General features: G+C 41.1%; 17 protein-coding genes. 9 read left to right on the forward strand and 8 right to left on the reverse strand.

The genetic code is table 11. The features are described 5' to 3' along the window. Window positions 1-189 precede the first annotated feature (189 nt). From DWZ38_RS00305 to DWZ38_RS00340, 8 genes are all read right to left on the reverse strand, one after another. Complete coding sequence (locus tag DWZ38_RS00305; RefSeq protein WP_178105234.1) at window positions 190-1335, reverse strand: Rpn family recombination-promoting nuclease/putative transposase; 1146 nt, start codon at window positions 1333-1335, stop codon at window positions 190-192. Window positions 1336-1640: 305 nt separating this feature from the next. Then, the gene (locus DWZ38_RS00310) at window positions 1641-2708 is read right to left on the reverse strand and encodes a DUF4179 domain-containing protein (RefSeq protein WP_117849384.1); all 1068 of its coding nucleotides are present in this window, start codon (window positions 2706-2708) and stop codon (window positions 1641-1643) included. Beyond that, complete coding sequence (locus DWZ38_RS00315; protein WP_317259467.1) at window positions 2698-3315, reverse strand: RNA polymerase sigma factor; 618 nt, start codon at window positions 3313-3315, stop codon at window positions 2698-2700. Before DWZ38_RS00315 ends, DWZ38_RS00310 begins: the two co-directional genes overlap by 11 nt. Window positions 3316-3418: 103 nt before the next feature. Next, the gene (locus DWZ38_RS00320) at window positions 3419-4408 is read right to left on the reverse strand and encodes a guanosine polyphosphate pyrophosphohydrolase (protein ID WP_117849385.1); all 990 of its coding nucleotides are present in this window, start codon (window positions 4406-4408) and stop codon (window positions 3419-3421) included. Between the two features lie 308 nt (window positions 4409-4716). After that, window positions 4717-8298 (reverse strand): family 78 glycoside hydrolase catalytic domain, encoded by a 3582-nt coding sequence (locus tag DWZ38_RS00325; RefSeq protein WP_117849386.1) that lies wholly within the window; start codon window positions 8296-8298, stop codon window positions 4717-4719. Between the two features lie 488 nt (window positions 8299-8786). Beyond that, window positions 8787-8996, reverse strand: a complete 210-nt coding sequence (locus DWZ38_RS00330; protein WP_021924838.1) for a DUF3791 domain-containing protein — start codon at window positions 8994-8996, stop codon at window positions 8787-8789. Further along, the gene (locus DWZ38_RS00335; protein ID WP_021924837.1) at window positions 8993-9247 is read right to left on the reverse strand and encodes a hypothetical protein; all 255 of its coding nucleotides are present in this window, start codon (window positions 9245-9247) and stop codon (window positions 8993-8995) included. The genes DWZ38_RS00330 and DWZ38_RS00335 overlap by 4 nt, the downstream gene beginning before the upstream one ends. Beyond that, window positions 9231-9722, reverse strand: a complete 492-nt coding sequence (locus DWZ38_RS00340) for a DUF3990 domain-containing protein (RefSeq protein WP_021924836.1) — start codon at window positions 9720-9722, stop codon at window positions 9231-9233. The genes DWZ38_RS00335 and DWZ38_RS00340 overlap by 17 nt, the downstream gene beginning before the upstream one ends. Before the next feature lie 373 nt (window positions 9723-10095). Here DWZ38_RS00340 and DWZ38_RS00345 point away from each other — a divergent pair, with 373 nt between their 5' ends. From DWZ38_RS00345 to DWZ38_RS00395, 9 genes are all read left to right on the forward strand, one after another. Continuing rightward, window positions 10096-13146, forward strand: a complete 3051-nt coding sequence (locus tag DWZ38_RS00345) for an SrtB-anchored collagen-binding adhesin (RefSeq protein ID WP_003060618.1) — start codon at window positions 10096-10098, stop codon at window positions 13144-13146. 235 nt (window positions 13147-13381) lie between these two features. After that, entirely contained in the window at window positions 13382-13708 is a 327-nt protein-coding gene (locus DWZ38_RS00355) for a YdcP family protein (RefSeq protein WP_003059926.1), read from the forward strand. 15 nt (window positions 13709-13723) lie between these two features. Further along, a complete protein-coding gene (locus DWZ38_RS00360) occupies window positions 13724-14107 on the forward strand; it encodes a YdcP family protein (protein ID WP_003062614.1) in 384 nt (127 codons plus the stop codon). A 168-nt stretch (window positions 14108-14275) separates the two neighbouring features. Then, complete coding sequence (locus tag DWZ38_RS00365) at window positions 14276-14863, forward strand: helix-turn-helix transcriptional regulator (protein WP_003061262.1); 588 nt, start codon at window positions 14276-14278, stop codon at window positions 14861-14863. Window positions 14864-15071: 208 nt separating this feature from the next. Further along, window positions 15072-16466, forward strand: coding sequence for an FtsK/SpoIIIE domain-containing protein (locus tag DWZ38_RS00370; RefSeq protein WP_003062524.1), 1395 nt, complete (start codon window positions 15072-15074; stop codon window positions 16464-16466). A 183-nt stretch (window positions 16467-16649) separates the two neighbouring features. After that, window positions 16650-17846, forward strand: a complete 1197-nt coding sequence (gene mobT / locus DWZ38_RS00380) for a MobT family relaxase (protein WP_003062030.1) — start codon at window positions 16650-16652, stop codon at window positions 17844-17846. A 13-nt stretch (window positions 17847-17859) separates the two neighbouring features. Then, a complete protein-coding gene (locus tag DWZ38_RS00385; RefSeq protein ID WP_003061156.1) occupies window positions 17860-17994 on the forward strand; it encodes a DUF3789 domain-containing protein in 135 nt (44 codons plus the stop codon). Between the two features lies 1 nt (window position 17995). Further along, the gene (locus DWZ38_RS00390; RefSeq protein ID WP_003060793.1) at window positions 17996-18217 is read left to right on the forward strand and encodes a hypothetical protein; all 222 of its coding nucleotides are present in this window, start codon (window positions 17996-17998) and stop codon (window positions 18215-18217) included. A gap of 67 nt (window positions 18218-18284) precedes the next feature. After that, the gene (locus DWZ38_RS00395) at window positions 18285-18704 is read left to right on the forward strand and encodes a nuclear transport factor 2 family protein (protein ID WP_003060053.1); all 420 of its coding nucleotides are present in this window, start codon (window positions 18285-18287) and stop codon (window positions 18702-18704) included. Window positions 18705-18771 lie beyond the last annotated feature (67 nt).

The raw sequence follows: 18771 nt of genomic DNA on the forward strand, positions 1-18771 counted from the left end.
CGAAAATAATAACATTTTTCCACGCTTCTGCATCTTTTTAACGCAATATGCTGTTTTTTTATCGTGTATGGATAGTTTACATGGACATATTGCATAATTACGGTGATTATTTCCCACGTTCCGTTTCAAGAAATAAAGAAAAGTCCCTTTACAGCTATCTTTCAAACTGTAAAGAGACTCACCCAATGTTTATGCCATTTCTACTGCAGCGTCTTTACTGAAATTTTTGCACCATTTCTTCACCTTTGAAAATGGCAGATTCAAAACCTCGGATATTTCTTCCTGCGGATAACCCTTCGCGAACATGTTATAAACAACTTTTTTATTTCTTTCTTTTTCTTTTCTTTTTAAACGTTGCTTATGCTCTTTGAGACGCTTTTCAACTATTTCTTCCGCCATTTCTCCAGCCATCTCTTCTGCCATTTTCGGAGCCATATCAGCCGCCATATCTTTCGCTATTTTAGCCGCCATCTCTTCCGCCATTTTAGCCGCCATCTCTTCCGCCATTTTAGGCGCCAGTTCCTGAGCAATCACCCTACCCTCTATCTGCGCCTGCAATTTTACCGCACCGTCCCATGCTTCACACATGTCCTTCACCTCCATAACTCTTTCATCCACAATCGTATACTGCTCCAACAAAATCCCCAGAAACCACCTGGTTTCCACGCTTAACTTTTGTATTTCTTCTTTATGATCTTCTATGTACTTTCTCAGTTCTTCCTTCTTCCGGCTATGGTTCATAATCTTAAAGATTTCTTTCCATTCCGTATGGAACAAATCTGGATTCTGCTCATGAATGTCAACTAAGCCAATATCATATTCAGGAAGCTGTCCTGAAAATTTCTTCACTTCTTCAGGAATTTTCATCATTTCCTGTAAATGCTGTTTGCTGATCCAACGTTTCTCGCCCAGATAAACTACCAGATGAAAAACTGGAATCAATGGTTGACGTTCATGATTTTTTTCAGAATCATCTTTTTGCTTGCGTGCTTTTAACTGATTCGTATATTCGACTCCATCATAAGTAAGACAGCGTACCGGCATTTCATAATCAGCACTGGATTCCACTTCACATGCAATCAGGAATCTACAGCCAGGCTTATCATAAAGCCGTAAAAAATCACGCTCCCTTTCCAGATAAATTCTCTTCGTTCCATTTTGAGAAGAACTGTTTTTCTTTTGTAAATTTACCAGATCAGCAGTATCCGCTACTGATACCCGTTTTTTCCTCTGTACTTCTTTCAGATACTGAGCCTCAATAATCTGCTTCCCTGCAAATACAGTTCCATTAATCAGATCCGCAAATCGCTCATGGTCTGCCAGATATTCTTGCATTCCCTGGTCTTTAGCCCCAAAGGCCTTCACCTTCTTTCACTTTATACTACTTACAGGAATTTGCTGCCGAACGGCATAAGAAAAATACAGAGTTCCTGAAATGTAGTACCAGAGTATCACAAAACCAAGGCCAGTTCAATGACTTTAGAAAGTTTTAAGAATATCTATTTTATTGTTTGCATTTATATAATATCATTTTTGTTTTAGGAACGCAATGCTCTATGAGATGATTTGTAATCAAATTAAAAATATATAGCCAGCTACCAGCTATTTTTCACTGATGGCTGTCTTCTATTCCTATTAGTCTACTCTTGCAAATCTATCATAAACCCATCTCCAACCGGAACTGCTCTATCCTCCGGATTTTCATTTTCTCCATACTCACTGGAAGATTCTTCTACATAAAATTCATCATCCCCATCCTGATATACAAATTGGTTTCCAGCATCGTCTGCATAATAATATAACTGCAAAGTTATCTGTTTCGCATTTGGAGAAATTCCGGAATCTGTCAGATCAAATACAAGATCTGGATTTCGATATGAATTCAGTTCAAAAACCAGTTCATTTCCAAGATCATCTTCTCCGCGGATCAAGAATTCATCATTTTCTGCCATATCTGGCAATTCACCATAAATTGTTCCGCCAAAAATATTATATTTAATTTTTGAAATAGCAATGTTTTTCCCATTTTGCAGCTGCATGGATTCCTTAATGGGTATTTCCTTCGTATCTACGGCTAAGGTTTCCAGCGTAGCAGTAAAGGAAAAAATGTATTCATCCTTCTTCTCAATCTGATCATCTTCCGTTTTAAATGTACCAATCGTTATATCAATTTTCTGTGAACCAGACAAATCATTTCGGTAAAATTTTGCCACATAACTTTTAGAGACTGCATCATCAGCTTTCGAATTAGTATTAAACGAATACTGCCCCTCCAGTGCTAAATTTTTCCCATCGATTACGGCCTCGGCACTGTTCATGGATATATCATTATCACCGCTCTCATTGCTCAAAGAATAAGCAATCCACAAATTCTCATGATCCATCGCCACTTCCTCTAAAGATACTGCAATCCCGTTCTTTCGAATCGTTTTCTGAATTTGTTTTACATAATCATCCGCATCTTCTGTACTGCCTAATATCCTGCTAATTAAAGAAGTCATTTTATTCCAGGCAGCTTTGACCTCATTCTTATGTGTTGCTCCTATTGCCACTGCAATTATTATCACAACACGGGCAACCGCAAACCTCATATATTTTCTGAACACTATGGTTTTATTTTCTCTCCAGGGTTTTGAAGCCTGATAGATGTAATTTTCATTAACATCCGCAAATACCTCCAGAAAATCCCAACCCTTGTTATCCTGCATAGCCAGCCTCCTTCAACAAAGCGTAAAGTTTTTTCCTGCTGCGTGCCAAAACTGATTTTATTTTGCTTTCCCCACATCTGTGTCTGTTTGCGATTTTCTTTATAGAATCCATGTACCAGTAACGTCGTATAAAAATATCCCTGTCACGTTCAGAGAGCCCCTGCAAAAAGTCATTGAAAATTTCTACAATTTCTTTCCTTCGCAAATACGCATCAATTTCTGAAGAAATTACACTTCCTAACTTCTCTACCTCTCCTGCAATATTTTCCATGTGAGAATTCATTCGCTTTTGTGCATTTCTTTTGCGATATCGGTCAATTGCGGTATTTCTCGTAATCTTTGAAACAAAAGGAGCTAATATAGAAGGCCTTTTCGGAGGAATACTATTCCATGTAAAAAGCCACGTATCATTCACACATTCTTCTGAATCTTCCCGGTTATATAAAATGTTATGCGCAATCAAGAAGCACATATTTTGATACTTGTTTTTTGTCTCTGTAATCGCACTTTCATCTCTGGCAAAATATAAATCTACAATCTGTGCATCATCCATTCCGTGATTTTCTTTCCAATGCTCCTGTATATTTTGTTTTTCATCATATATCACGCAAAATTTTATCATCCGTCGCATAGAATGCAGTATTTCTTAAAAAAAATCCTCTCTGCAATTTACCCACAACTGCAAAGAGGATTTTCGCTTTCCTTATCTTTTAATCTATCACATCATTCTGAAACCTTGACAAATGCTCATAGGGCAAGATCAACCTGCCGCGGAACAGTCCGCAGCCGTCGTTGATGAGACTGTTGTTGACGGCGGAGAACATGTTTACGTCCAGGTCGGCAAGTTCCAGCTGGAGAAGGCGCATGCCGCGTTCGTAGGCTTCATCGAAATAGACGCATTCCCCTTCCGGGATTACATCTCTTCGGGCGCGTTCATCTTGCTGGCGTTTCTCGTAACCTAAATGGTTCGCCGGACCGATTTCCGCAATATCATCCATTTTCTGGGTACGCAACTGCACTTCCATATAGGACCTCGAGCTGTTATCGTAGAAAGTAATATGTAAGGACTGATAACCGTATTCACTGGTACCACAGATATAATCTCTGTAGTATGGCTTCACCTCTTCATCCAGCAAAGGTGATGTACTCAGCTTCACTCCCTGGGCAGACTCCGCAGTAAACCCTCTCTCTTCCAGGAATCCCGGAAGCACGTTTGCAATCTTATAAAGATAGCGGATAGAAGCCTGCTCCTGGTCTTCTCCCGGTTTCAGATGACATCTTGGCAGACAGACTACAATCCTGTATGCAATAAAGTCACGGAAACAGCTCAGCTTGTTTTTCAGCTCAGACACAGGCGGATAGGTTCCATTTTCCCGGTAATAATTATAAATATATTCCACAATATACCCGTTAAATTTCTCTTCCGCCCGAATCAGGGATTTAATTCTTCCCTTAAAAGTAAACGCCAGAAACGGATATTCATGTGCCATATATTTATAAAATTCACGTATCTTCTGAGACTGAGCAGTCAGGAAATCATTATGCTCCAGAAGTTCTGTAATCTGAAGCAGAAAGTTACTGTGTACCAGATCAATTTCATTATGGTTCTCCTTGGCCTCCCTGCGCAGATCCTCCGTATATTTCTGCAGAATCTTTAAAACCGTATCACCGGAATATAAATAATCGTTTAATGTAACCATACTTGTCACCTCGCTCCAAAGAGCATACTTTCTCGTAAATTGTAATTACGCAAATTATTTTATACATATTCTAACAAACTTTCACAATTTAGCAAGAGAAAGTTTTCAATAGAATGCAACAAAAAAGGCCAGTACTGGATCAGAATAATCTCCGTACTGGCCTTTTCGCATACGGAATCTGGCAGCATTTTAAGATTCCGCATGTTCCGTATCATAATAAAATTGGAGGACTTTATCTATGATAACAGTTATTGCATATATTTTATAAAACGCTTCAGTAAAAAGCATTTCATAACAATGATGATTGATTATGCAGCAGTTACCGTTACATTGCCGTCTGCCACTTCAAAGTGGTAGGTTCCGGCAACTAATTCCATCTGCTGTGTTTCGATTGAATTGTGCTGTGCAGCACCCATTATGGTTACGCCGTCGCAGGCTGTTACGTCACCGGATACTGGCAGGTATAAGGTTGCGGAGGTGTTTGCAGGAACGGTTACATCGTAAGATGTCATCACACCGTCAGCTGCGGTCCAGCCGCTCTTGATGGTTCCATATACGGAATCATAGCTTCCCTTTGCCTCTGTGAAATCACCGCCAACAGTAGGCTGCAGGATAAAGTGCTGATATCCTGGCTGTAACTCATCAGCTTTGATTCCAAGCTGGTAAGCAACCATCCACTCATAAACTGCACCAAGTGAATAGTGGTTGAAGGAGTTCATGCTGTTGTTTCCGTTGAAGCCAAGCTCGTTGGTATATCCGTTCCAACGCTCCCAGATGCTGGTTGCGCCCTGAGTTACCGGATACAGCCAGGAAGCATAATCAGTAGACTCAAACAGCTTGTAAGCAGTGTCGTTCAAACCGTAATCGGAAAGTGCATTCAGCAGGTTTCCGGTTGCATTAAATCCAGTTGTCAGAGTATAAGGAACAATCGGCATTCCGTCACTGTCCTCACCAGATGCTTCTGCAATGGAAGCATTATAATTTTCCAGAACTTTTTCCAGATTCTCATCGCTTACTACATGGAAACGAAGAGGTGTTGCATAGGAAGCCTGGGTATCCTGGATCTCACCCTTGGTGTTCTTTGTTTTTCCGGTATCCGGGTCAATGAAGAATTCATTCCATGCTTCTCTTGCAGTTGCAGCTGCCTCACGATAGCTCTGTGCTTTTTCTGTATCACCCATAGCATCGGCAAGTACTGCTGCCTGATCCAGACAGTTAATATAAAGAACATTTCCAAGCATTACGCCGTCAGTGGGAATTCTGGAAAGGTGATCACAAAGTGTACCAGTCTCACCAGTCAGTCTTGCATCTTCCTGCTTATCACCGTTCTCATCCTTGTAGGTCATTGGAGTAGAAGCAAGGTGATCTACGTATGCATAAATGTTATCAATGTTGTCTTTTACAATGTCAAGTTTTCCTGTCTGCATATACAGGTTGTAAGGAATAGTTACAACCAGGCAGTTCCAGGTAATACCAAAGCTCTGTCCGTTGTGCGGGATCTTGTCATCTGCTTCCAGATCATAAGTTACAAATGCCGGGCAATACTGGGAAGACATTCCGGTCTCACCGCAGTCCGCGCGAACAGTATCCATCCACTGGCGCATGAAGTTGTAAGTATCGGCTACATAGGAACCAGACAGTGCATAAATCTGCGCATCTCCGGTCCATCCCATACGCTCGTCACGCTGCGGGCAGTCTGTTGGAATGGAAATGTAGTTGCTGGTTGTGGAGTTTGTGATGTTTGTAAACAGCTGGTTGGTCAGCTCATTGGAGGACTCATACTCAGCGCTTGCATCCAGCGAGGAAAGTACCTGCATCTTGATGCAGTCTGCCGGAAGCTCCTCATCAAGGCCTGTGATCTCAATGTAACGATATCCGTGGAAGGTAAGATCCGGTGAAAATACGTTCTCGCCCTCTTTCATAGTATAGAAATCGGTTACCATCGCGGTACGGTAGTTCTCAACCATCAGCATTCCGTCAACGCCTTCGCTGGTGTACTCATCCAGCTCCGGATAAAGAATCTCAGCAAAACGAACGGTTAAGGTCTCGCCTGGTTTTGCATACTCTTCAGGAATTGTGATAACCGGAACACCGGAAACATTTTCGCCCATGTCGTAGATATAGGAATCGGAGCCTTCTTTGGTTTCGCCAAGAGCTTCTTTTACATCATTGGTACGGATTACGTGAACCGGATCGTCATAGCGGGAAACCAGCTGATAATCTGCAAACTGTTTTCTTGTCTCGATTTCAGAGGAAGCTGTCCATGCAGAGTCATCATATCCAGCCTCTGTCCAGCCTTCTACTGCTGCCTCTTTGGTAGCGTCGTATCTTTCTCCCTGGAAAAGAGATGCCAGACGTACCGGGCCATCGTTGTAGTAGGTCCAGCTGCCGTCATCGGTTACAACGACGTCACTGGAGCCGTCTGTATAGTTGACAACCAGTTTTGCCATAAGGGCTGGCTGATCGCCATAATAGTTATTATTCAGGCATTCAAATGTGGTCATTCCTGTCCACCAGCCCTCGCCAAGGATTGCACCCATTGCGTTTTCCCCGGTCTGAAGGTAATCGGTAACGTCATAAGAGTTGTATGCCAGAATGGAATCGTACTCTGTGGAGCCTGGATTGAACCATTCATCTGGTGCCACTTCCTGTCCGTTAATATAGAAATCATAGATACCCTGTGCGGTCAGGTAAAGTCTTGCAGACTCGATCTCGGATTTTGCTTCGAAATCGGTACGCACCATAGGTGCTGCCGCATAGGAGGGATCTGCATATCCAAGAACACCTGCGTCACCGCCATTTACAGTAATTGTATTTCCATCTACAGTTACGCCGTCCATTCCGTCAAAAATAGAATAGGTTGCACCGGTTTCTGCGTCCAGAAGGGTTCCGGTTGCATATCTTCCGCCGTTTTCAATTTTGTAATTTGTAAATGTGGCAGTGTCGCCTGCATTTGCTGCAAAACCTACGGAATTCAGGTTCGGGAATGTATTTCCATTTTCCATGGTATTAACCAGGATATCATCGCCCACTTTTGTACCGTCTACGGTAATAGTCAGTGTACTTGCGGTACAGAAGATGTTGATGGTGTGCGCTTCGTTTTTGTTCTTATCTGTAATCAGGGTATTCAGATCTTCGTCATCCTCAATGGTGAAAAATGGAGTGGACGGATCGTCATCTTTTGCATAGCCCATGCGGTAAGCATTGATCTTAGCTCCGCCGTTTGCATCAACACCGGACAGATCAAGCTCTACGCGAACGTAGTTCTCGCCTTCCTGCATTTCACTGTTGAATACCTTGTTTTCCAGACGGAAATCGTCTGCGCCAAGAATAAAGGAAGCTGCGTTGCTGCCTTCTGCTACCTGTACATCTGCGGTAATATTGAATACTGCCTTGGATGCGGCATCAAGCTGAAGTTCGCCTGCACCGATCCACTTCGCTCCATCCCAGGAAGCTGTGGAAGTATCCAACAGACCTGTTTCAAAGGTTGCATTCTCAGACTGGATGGTGTTGTCATTGTTGTCGGTTACGGTTACCGTCCAGCTGTATTTTGTTGCCGGAGTCAGCCCGCTTCCTTCGTATTCAATCTCGTTGGATTTACTGCTTTCCACTACACCGGAATCCCATACTACATTTCCTTCCGGATCCTGTACTACGATCTGGTAAGATTTCTGGGCTGCGCCAATCTCTCCCGACTGCATCTGCCAGGAAAAAGCAGGCTGCTGGGCATCCACGCCAATTGGGTTGGTGCGTCCCTGGGTTTCCAGATTTACAATTGCGGTTTCTGCGAATGATTCGGCTGCCACATCTGCTGCCATCACACTCACCGGACCGTTTCCCACCATAAGGGTAACGCCCATGAATGCAGCGAGCACTCGTTTCATACTCATGAATTTTCCTCCTCGTTTTTGTGATACTTTGTTGCATACATTTTGCCTGCGCAGCCTTTTGGGAACTGCGCTTACATGTTCTTTTAGATGAGAGGGCACCCGTTATTTGGCTGTCTTTCTCATCTTATTTAGTTCGTATTGTAGCATTTTCACAGTGAAATGCTTATTTTATACGCAAAGTGCGCATATTTGTACGCAAACTGAAATTTGACAGGAATTTTATATGTAAAATTTCACTATATTGTGTATTCAAAATATATCTAGTACATCGAAAATTAAGTATCTGCTATATTGACGCAGAATGATTTTCTCATATGCAAGGCGGAGGAATGAGGCGTAGCGGCGGCTACGGTGATTGACGACAACGCGGCATATGAAAAATCAGACCCTTTCAACCGATATCGCATAACCTTGCAGTTTTCTGACATAACCTTAAGCAAAAAAGGTACCTTTCTTTTTACAGAAAAGTACCTTTCCCACTCTATCAATTACCACGCAGTTTTACCTGTAGCAATCAGGCTATCGATGTCCATATATGCATTTTCAATTGCTTCTGTATGATATATTTCATACATATTATACACAAAATCCGTAAGCTTCTTCTCATCCAGTATCCGCAGTACTTCAGCCGCAGTTGTTCCTTTATACTGTGCATAACTTTCCAGCAGATATGTGAAAAATCTAAATTCCTTACTCAAATTTCATCCCCCCTCAAATAAAGAGAATTTCCAGGATCTCCAGTTGCTTCCTCCGCTTCCCAAATGTCATATACCGCCAGAGGACTGAAATACCATAGTTTCATATCATCATCTTCCAACATTTCATGAGTTTTAGAATTAAGGAATCTTCTAAGCGCTTCTGTCTGAGAAATTCCTCTGTTTTGAGCTATTAAAGCGGTTACTTCACAGTCAAAATTTTGAAGAATTGATGGCTTAGTTCTTTTTTCCATATTCATTTCCCTCCAGGTATTTTAATGCCGAAAGACCCTTCCAGGTCAAAAAAGCAAACTGATCTGCCAGTTTCTGCGGTTTCAGCAGGATTAATGCAGTTTCTTCATTTATAGTTCCTGCCATATAATCATTTATTACTGGCATTGTGTTATCATTTGCCACTGGCCCAATAACAATATCATATTTCGGTCCACTATAAATAGCTTTTCTATTATCAGTTACATATCTCAGCCATTCAATATCTGGTGACTCAAATTTTAAAACTGACAAATTTTTAATTTTATCCTCATTAAATTCATAGCATGAAACAATAGGGGTTCCTTTTCTACGTCTAAGTGTTTGTGTCTTCGACCATTTTTCGGCCTGTTCTTTATTCGATGTTGTATAAAATCCAGCACCAAAATCGAGTGTTCTGTTGGAAACAATAATCTTCGGTTCTCTTACTTCAACATTACTGCCGTGATACAATATCATGCTAAGGCTCCCTTCCTACACAACTTTTTTCAAGTATAACATATCTGCCCAAACAGTACAATTCCATCCATTTCTTCATTTTTTTCATTAAAAACACAATAAAAATCTGATTATCCGCTAAAACACAGTATCTATCAGCATTTTCAAGGAAACAAACACATCAATTTACTACTTATTTACTACCATTGAATGAGCCTTGATACGCAAGTTTTCCTAGATATGCAAAGATATGGTACAGCACATCAGTATTGAAACAAGAAAAATTGAATAACTCATAGACTATGGAACGCCTAAAATGACGTTCCTTTTCTATTTTCAGCCGTTCATTATGGACGGTTATTTTATTACCAAAAATGAAAGGAGCATTAGATTTATGAAAAAGATGTTAAAACGATTGTGTACGGGCTTCTTAGCTCTTGCAACTGTCGTTACTGCTTTGCCGACTACACCCGTTCATGCAGAAAGTAAGCAATACTGGACGGAGTCAAAAGAGCGTGTCGGTATCGTTGAAAAAGTAATGAATGACGGTTCGATTGGTTCTACCTTTAATGAGGGACATTTGACCGTTGAGGGCGAGGACGCTTACTGTATCGACATTAACACAGACTTTAAGAATGGCTACAAGACCAGAGCTGACGCAAGCACCCGTATGAGTGCCGACCAGATAAGCGACGTTGCCTTATCTATCGAATATGTAAAACAGTACACAGACAGCCACAACGGAATAAGCAAAAACCACGCCTACCTTTTAAGACAGCTTGTTGTCTGGCAGAGATTAAGCGTACATCTTGGCTGGCAATGCGATAACGTGCGAGCTTCTTATGATGAAATTCCAAAGGCAACGCAGGACGAAGTTTTCGCTGGTGCAAAAGCCTTTGTCAAAGAGAATAAAGGACGCTATGAATGTGGCGGTTATATCTACTCTGGCGAGGGGCAGGAATTGGGACAATTCTGGGCGAAACTCAATGTTGGAAATGCGAAACTTCAAAAGACTTCCAGTAATACCAGCATTACAGACGGTAACGGGAATTACTCTATCGCTGGTGCGACATACGGTGTCTTTGCTGATAAGGACTGCACGAAACAGCTTGCCACCCTTACGACTGATGAAAACGGAAATACAGATGTCGTAGAGGTAACGGCTGACACAGTCTATATCAAGGAATTATCCGCACCAGCAGGATATAAGGTTGATACAAATATATATTCCTTAAAGGTTGAAGCTGGAAAGACAGCGACCTTGAACGTATCAGATACACCAAAGGTAACAGACACTTTGATTGAACTCTTCAAGATTGATATGGAAACACAGAAAGACAATCCGCAGGGGAACGCTTCTTTAGCAGGTGCGGAATTTACATGGAAGTATTATACTGGCTTCTACAATAAAGACAATCTCCCTGCCGAAGCTACAAGAACATGGGTTACAAAGACAATCGCCGAAACAGACAGCGACGGTACAATCCACTATGTTACAAAATTAGCGGACGCATACAAGGTATCTGGCGACAGTTTCTATATGCAGGACGGCAAAGCCGTTCTTCCACTTGGAACACTAACCGTAGAAGAAACAAAAGCTCCAAACGGTTACTTGCTGGACGGTGCATATATGCAGGCTGGCGATAAGTCCGAACAGATTAAGGGCTTATATGTAACACAGATTACCGAGGACGGCGACCTTGCCGTATTGACTGGAAGTAACCAGTTTTCTGTATCAGACAAGGTTATCCGTGGCGGTGTGAAAATTCAGAAACGAGATTTAGAAACGGGCGATACAAAACCACAAGGAAGTGCCACTTTGAAAGATACTGCCTTTGACATCATTTCCTTAAATGATAATGCGGTACTGGTTGAGGGCAAGCTATACAAGAAAAATGAAGTGGTAAAGACAATCCATACAGACATTGAGGGTGTCGCTTCTACGTCTGCTGACCTTTTACCTTATGGAAAATTCCGTATCGTTGAGAGTGAAGCTCCAAACGGATATTTGACAGACGGTGCAAAACCGATTGATTTTGCAATCACAGAGAATGGAAAAATCGTTGATTTAACCGACGAAGCCCATTCTATCTACAATCAGATTAAGCGTGGAGATATTGAGGGCGTAAAAATCGGAGCAGGCACACACAAGCGTCTTGCTGATGTTCCCTTTAGGATCACAAGCAAGACAACGGGCGAAAGTCATGTTGTGGTAACTGATGATAACGGGCAATTCTCCACTTCTTCTGACTGGGCTTCTCATAAGCATAATACCAACGCAGGAAAGACCAGCGAGGACGGTGTATGGTTTGGAACTTCTAAACCAGACGACAGCAAAGGGGCGTTGCCTTATGATACCTACATCATTGAAGAAATGCGTTGCGATAGTAACAAAGGCTTTGAGCTTATCCCACCTTTTGAAATCGTGGTATCAAGAAATAACCTTGTGATTGATTTAGGTACTTTGACTGATGAATACGAAAAAGAAATCTCTATCCATACCACAGCGACCAGTAAGGACGGCGAAAAGACAATCCTTGCAGGAAAAGAGGTAACAATCGTTGATACCGTCAAATTAGACGGACTTACAAAAGGCACAAAATATCAGCTCAAAGGCTGGCAGATGTTAAAGGAAGAAAACACCGAGCTTCTTATCAATGGAAAGCGTGTAGAAAATGACTATACCTTTATCGCTGATGATGAAGCTATGAAAGTGGAAATTACTTATACATTCAATGCGTCCGAGCTTGGCGGTAAAAATCTGGTAACATTCGAGGAATTATACGATTTGAGCAATCCAGAAGAACCCGTAAAAGTTGCGGAACATAAAGACATTGAGGACGACGGACAGACGGTACTTATCACAGAGCGTATCATCAAAATTCATACGACTGCTACCGATAAGGACGGCAACAAAGAGCTTGAAGCTGGAAAAGAGGTAACAATCATTGATACCATAACCTTAGAGGGCTTAGAAGTCGGCACACAGTACAAACTTGTAGGCTGGCAGATGTTGAAAGAAGAAAATGCAGAGCTTCTTATCAATGGAAAACGTGTGGAAAGTGATTACACCTTTACCGCAGACAGCGAAACTATGAAAGCGGAAGTTGCCTTTACCTTTGACGCTACTTCTCTTGACGGCAAACAGCTTGTAACTTTTGAAGAATTGTACGATTTAAGCAATCCAGACGAGCCGAAGAAAGTTACCGAGCATAAAGACATTGACAACGAGGGACAGACGATTACCTTTAAGGAAAAACCCGAAGTCCCAGAAGAACCAGAGAAACCCAAAACACCACAGACACCAGATACACCGCATAAAACAGACAGTCCAAAAACGGGCGATAACACGAACCTTTACGGACTGCTTGCATTATTACTAACTTCTGGTGCTGGACTGGCAGGTATCTTCTTCTGCAAACGCCGTAAAATGAAGAAATCATAAGGCGGTAACGATATGAGAAAAGAAAAATCACGTTCTCCGCCGATACCGTGTCGGCAGACTTCCGCTTATTCTGGCTTGTCTGCTACTTACCTGCAAGAACACGGATAGTCAAGGGTGCGTAAGCATTTATTTTACCCTTTACTATCTGGGGACTTGCTGGTACTTCCCTAACCGCCAGAATAAGAAATCACTATCAAAAACTTATCAAATATAGAAAGAAACGAGGTAAAACAATATGGAAATGAAATATGTCGTGCCAGATATGGCACAGTCTTTTGGAACACTTGAATTTGCAGGCGAAAGCGAGCCTATCTTTGAAAGAGATAAAAATAACCGCAGGGTCTTAGCCAGACGAAGCTACAACCTTTATTCTGATGTGCAGAAAGGCGAAAATGTTGTCGTGGAAATTCCCGTGCAGGCTGGCGAAAAGCATTTCAAGTATGAACAGAAAGTAAAACTTGTCAATCCGAAATTATACGGCAGAGGTTACGCAATTGGGGATATGGGACATACCGATTATGTGTTACTTGCTGATGATATTGTAGCAGTTGAAGAAAAGTAAAGGAGTGAAAATATTATGAGATTATCAAACGGTTTTGTTATTGACAAAGAGAAAACATTTGGAGAATTAAAATTTACAGCAGTGCGTGATGTATTCTTGCAGAATGAGGACGGGACACCGAGTACCCAGCTTAAAAAGCGTATCTATGATTTGAAGTGCAGTCTGCATGGTGGAATTATCCCCGTGTCTGTACCGCCAGAAGTACCAGTAAGGGAATTTCCGTACAATGCAGTTGTGGAGCTTGTCAATCCAGTAGCCGATACGGTATCACGAAAAACCTATACGGGTGCAGATGTGGACTGGTATGTAAAGGCAGAGGATATTGTGTTGAAGAATAAAGGCAATCAGAACGCAGGCAATCCACAGAACCATGTACCGCAAGGACAGATGAAAAAATAAATGTGAGCCCATATTTTTCTTGTAACTTATATATAGAACCGATATAATTAGTTGAAAAGTTCTGTTTTAAGCCATGTAAAACTATTTTGACAAGGGAAAATGGCAATGTCAAAGGCTTTTGACAGACAAAATAGCTATATTCATATACAATAAAGGAGAAGATTCAAGATGGATATTGGATTACAAATCAAAAAATTTAGGGAACAACAAAAAATTTCTCAAGAAGAACTGGCTCTTAAAATATTTGTTTCAAGACAAACAATTTCTAACTGGGAAACAAATAAAAGTTGTCCAGATGTTAAAAGTTTAATTACTTTATCTAATATCTTCAATGTGTCTTTAGATAATTTTATAAAAGAAGATATAAAGGAGATGAGGGAGATTGTAGAAAAAGCAACTATTAAAAAGTTTAATGTGATAAGTGTAGTTTTCCTAATTGAATTGATAGTCGTAGCCATAAGTGCCTATCCTTTATTTAGTATTAAGGGAAATATAGGAATTATTATTTGGTTATGCTTGTTTGCAATAACGCTCTATACGGCAAGTAAGATTGAAAAATTCAAAAAGAGCCATGACATTCAAACCTATAAAGAAATTTTGGCATTTATTGACGGAAAGCAATTAACGCATGATGAAACACAACAAGAAATAGGAAAAAGAAATTATCAAAAAATCATATTTGCATTCATTGCAGGTGTAATCGCACTTATTATATGTTTTGTTGTAATTTTTATTTGCCAGCATTTAACAAATTAAAAGGGAGGAGAAATCATGGAATTTTGGCTTATTATGATTGGCTTTATAGTTATGGGCGGAAGTTGTTCATTAGCAGGTACTTGGTGGGATAGAAAAAATAAAAAAGATAAAAAAGAAGAAAAGAAACAATAAAATTTACACTTTATTGTTGATTAAGCAGTTAGTCTTAGGATTGACTGCTTTTTTCATACCTAGAAAGGATTGATTTATGCGTATGATTTGGAACAAAGGACACCGTATCAGAGCCAGCGACAAGCACCTTGTCTACCACTTTTCCATAGGGACGCTTCTGTTTGTATTCATGGCGGTTCTTCTGCTACTGAACATCAAACAGCTCATGCGTACCGACTGGGAACATTTCAGCTTGTTAGAAAACGGCTTGACGCTTTCCCCTTACAACTTCATAACTGTGCTGATAGCGACTGGTGTTTGTGCATTGGTCGCTTTTCTGTATTACCGCTTCTGTTACGACAGTTTCAAGAAGCTATTGCACCGTCAAAAGCTGGCACGAATGATACTGGAAAATAAGTGGTATGAAGCCGATACCGTACAAGACAGCGGTTTTTTTACTGACCTGCAAAGCAGATCAAGGGAAAAAATCGTCTGGTTTCCAAAGATTTATTATCAAATGGAAAAGGGATTGCTCCATATCCGCTGTGAAATCACGTTAGGAAAATATCAAGACCAGCTTTTACGGTTAGAGGATAAATTGGAAAGTGGCTTGTATTGCGAGCTGACCGACAAGACCTTACATGACGGCTATATTGAATACACCCTGCTTTATGACATGATAGCAAACCGCATTACCATTGATGAAGTATGGGCAGAAAACGGCTGTCTTAGGCTGATGAAAAATCTTGTGTGGGAATATGACGCACTCCCTCACGCTTTGATTGCTGGTGGGACTGGTGGCGGTAAAACTTATTTTCTGCTGACGCTCATTGAAGCCTTACTGCATACCAACGCTGTCCTTTATATCTTAGACCCAAAGAACAGCGACCTTGCAGACTTGGGAACAGTCATGCCTAATGTCTATCACACCAAAGAAGAAATGATTGATTGCGTCAATGCCTTTTATGAGGGCATGGTACGGCGAAGTGAGGAAATGAAGCAACACCCGAACTATAAGACGGGCGAAAACTACGCCTATCTGGGACTTCCACCCTGCTTTCTTATCTTTGATGAATATGTAGCGTTTTTTGAAATGTTGGGGACAAAAGAAAGCGTGAGCTTACTTAGCCAGTTAAAGAAAATCGTTATGTTAGGGCGACAAGCAGGTTATTTCCTTATTGTTGCCTGCCAGCGTCCAGACGCAAAGTATTTTTCAGATGGTATCAGAGATAACTTCAATTTCCGTGTGGGACTTGGGCGTATCAGCGAATTAGGTTACGGTATGCTGTTTGGTTCAGATGTGAAAAAGCAGTTTTTCCAGAAGCGTATCAAGGGGCGTGGCTATTGTGATGTGGGAACAAGCGTCATAAGTGAGTTTTACACGCCTTTAGTCCCAAAAGGACATGATTTTTTACAGACTATCAGCTCTCTTGCACAAGCAAGGCAGGACGGGACGGCGACGTGCGAAGCGAAAGGCGACGGCACGGACTAGCCGTTGCTGGTGTGGCGTCAGCCACGCCAGCAGGTAAAACCCCTCGGTATCTAACAGAGGGGTACGTTTGCAAATAGACAATAGACAAAAAACATAGGAAACATAAGGCTTCTGGCATGGTTTTCTAGCAAAAATCGGCTGTGAAGTCGCCTTAAAAAACTTCACACTTTACAGATTGGGGGTATGGTTCTGAATGAAGAACAACGGATAAAAGAATTACGGGAGAAACGGATTGCTTACGGTATCTCACAAGGCAGGCTGGCGGTGGCTTCTGGTATCACAAGGGAATATTTCAACAAGATAGAAAGTGGAAAAATGAAGCCGTCAAAGGAACTTCTGGAAACTCTGCATAAGGAACTGGCAAGGTTCAATCCAGAAGTACCGCTTACCATGCTGTTTGATTATGTGAAAATTCGTTTTCCCACGCTGGATATACAGCACATCATCAAAGATATATTAAAACTGAATATCAATTATATGCTCCATGAAGATTACGGACATTACAGTTATACGGAGCATTATTCTTTAGGGGACATCTTTATCTATACGTCGGCTGACGAAGAAAAAGGTGTCCTTTTAGAGTTAAAGGGGCGTGGTTGCCGACAGTTTGAAAGTTACCTGCTGGCACAACAAAGAAGTTGGTATGACTTTCTCATGGACGCACTCATAGACGGTGGCGTGATGAAGCGTATCGACCTTGCTATCAACGACCATACGGGTATTTTGGATATTCCAGAGCTTGCGGAAAAATGCAGGAAACGGGAATATATCGGAAAGTCCAGAAGTTATAAGTTTTATCAGTCGGGCGAGCTTATCAAGCATAGAGAGGACGACAGAGAATATATGGGACGCACCCTTTATCTTGGTTCGCTAAAATCAGATGTGTATTTCTGTATCTATGAAAAGGACTATGAGCAGTACGTCAAGTTAGGGACACCGCTGGAAGAAGCCGACATTATCAACCGTTTTGAGATACGGCTTAGAAATGAACGTGCCTATTATGCAGTACGAGATTTGCTGACCTATTATGACGCAGAGCAGACTGCCTTTTCTATCATCAACCAGTATGTGCGGTTTGTTGATGAAGAAGCAGACAAGCGAAAAAATGACTGGAAACTCAATGACCGCTGGGCGTGGTTTATCGGCGATAACAGACAGAGCTTGAAGCTGACGACAAAGCCAGAGCCTTACACCTTAGACCGTACATTGCGGTGGGTACAACGGCAGGTAGCACCGACCTTGAAAATGCTGAAAAGGATTGATAAGGGAAACGGAACAGACTACATGAAAACTATCGAACAGCAGGCAAAGCTCACAGAAAAGCATGAAATGATAATCAAACAGCAGACGACCCCTGCAAAAGATTTAGTAGAAAGTTAGGAGTGATGAAAAAATGTGGGAATTATTGAAAGACTTCCTGCTGGTATCTGTTGGAACGGGTATCGGCGTAGCCTTGATGTGTATTTTAAGTGTTGGCAAAGGAGCTGACTATGAAATGAAGAAATTAAAAGAAAGCGAGGACAAATAACATGAATTTCGGGCAAAATTTGTATCAATGGTTTTTAAGCAACGCACAGAGCTTAGTGCTTATGTCGATTGTGGTTATCGGTATCTACTTAGGGTTCAAGCGTGAGTTTTCAAAACTTATCGGTTTCTTGGTAGTTGCCTTGATTGCTGTCGGCTTGGTATTCAATGCTGGCGGTGTGAAAGATGTACTGTTAGAGCTGTTCAATAAGATTATCGGTGCATAAAATTTTATTGTGGGGCTGATGTATGGGTGCTATAATGTGAAAAAAGAAGTAATCGAGGTGTTCTATTTTGAATGAGAGAGAAAAAATTATTCGTTTATGGTTTGATATGTGGTTGAAACAGCAAGACTTAGGAATAGATAAAATTTTTACAGAAGATGTTGTTTATACGGAAAGCTGGTGTCCTAAATATGAAAATCTTAAAACAGTAAAACATTGGTTTAATGAATGGAATACTCGTGGTAAAGTCATTATTTGGGATATTAAACAGTTCTTTCATAAAGAAAATCAAACTGTCGTAGAATGGTATTTTAAAAATGAAATGAATACGGGAAGCGTTGAAGAATTTGACGGTATTTCCTTAATTGAATGGACAGAAGATAACAAAATCAAATCATTAAAAGAATATGGTTGCAATCTGAATAACTATAATCCATATCAACACAGCGATAACCCTCAATTTAGAGATGAAAAAACAAACTGGTTTTAAAACTTAATCAAATTATATCCATATACATAAAGCAGTTAGTCTTAGGATTGACTGCTTTTTTCTTACC

Source organism: Ruminococcus sp. AF31-8BH, assembly GCF_003460605.1.
Classification (GTDB): domain Bacteria; phylum Bacillota; class Clostridia; order Lachnospirales; family Lachnospiraceae; genus Blautia_A; species Blautia_A acetigignens.

Bases quoted from the DNA above. Each gene is read 5' to 3' on its own strand.
- DWZ38_RS00305 (WP_178105234.1), bottom strand. From the start codon at position 1,335: ATGCAAGAATATCTGGCAGACCATGAGCGATTTGCGGATCTGATTAAT.
- DWZ38_RS00310 (WP_117849384.1), bottom strand. From the start codon at position 2,708: ATGCAGGATAACAAGGGTTGGGATTTTCTGGAGGTATTTGCGGATGTT.
- DWZ38_RS00320 (WP_117849385.1), bottom strand. From the start codon at position 4,408: ATGGTTACATTAAACGATTATTTATATTCCGGTGATACGGTTTTAAAG.
- DWZ38_RS00325 (WP_117849386.1), bottom strand. From the start codon at position 8,298: ATGAGTATGAAACGAGTGCTCGCTGCATTCATGGGCGTTACCCTTATG.
- DWZ38_RS00335 (WP_021924837.1), bottom strand. From the start codon at position 9,247: ATGGAAAAAAGAACTAAGCCATCAATTCTTCAAAATTTTGACTGTGAA.
- DWZ38_RS00340 (WP_021924836.1), bottom strand. From the start codon at position 9,722: ATGATATTGTATCACGGCAGTAATGTTGAAGTAAGAGAACCGAAGATT.
- DWZ38_RS00345 (WP_003060618.1), top strand. From the start codon at position 10,096: ATGAAAAAGATGTTAAAACGATTGTGTACGGGCTTCTTAGCTCTTGCA.
- DWZ38_RS00355 (WP_003059926.1), top strand. From the start codon at position 13,382: ATGGAAATGAAATATGTCGTGCCAGATATGGCACAGTCTTTTGGAACA.
- DWZ38_RS00360 (WP_003062614.1), top strand. From the start codon at position 13,724: ATGAGATTATCAAACGGTTTTGTTATTGACAAAGAGAAAACATTTGGA.
- DWZ38_RS00365 (WP_003061262.1), top strand. From the start codon at position 14,276: ATGGATATTGGATTACAAATCAAAAAATTTAGGGAACAACAAAAAATT.
- DWZ38_RS00370 (WP_003062524.1), top strand. From the start codon at position 15,072: ATGCGTATGATTTGGAACAAAGGACACCGTATCAGAGCCAGCGACAAG.
- mobT (WP_003062030.1), top strand. From the start codon at position 16,650: ATGGTTCTGAATGAAGAACAACGGATAAAAGAATTACGGGAGAAACGG.
- DWZ38_RS00385 (WP_003061156.1), top strand. From the start codon at position 17,860: ATGTGGGAATTATTGAAAGACTTCCTGCTGGTATCTGTTGGAACGGGT.
- DWZ38_RS00390 (WP_003060793.1), top strand. From the start codon at position 17,996: ATGAATTTCGGGCAAAATTTGTATCAATGGTTTTTAAGCAACGCACAG.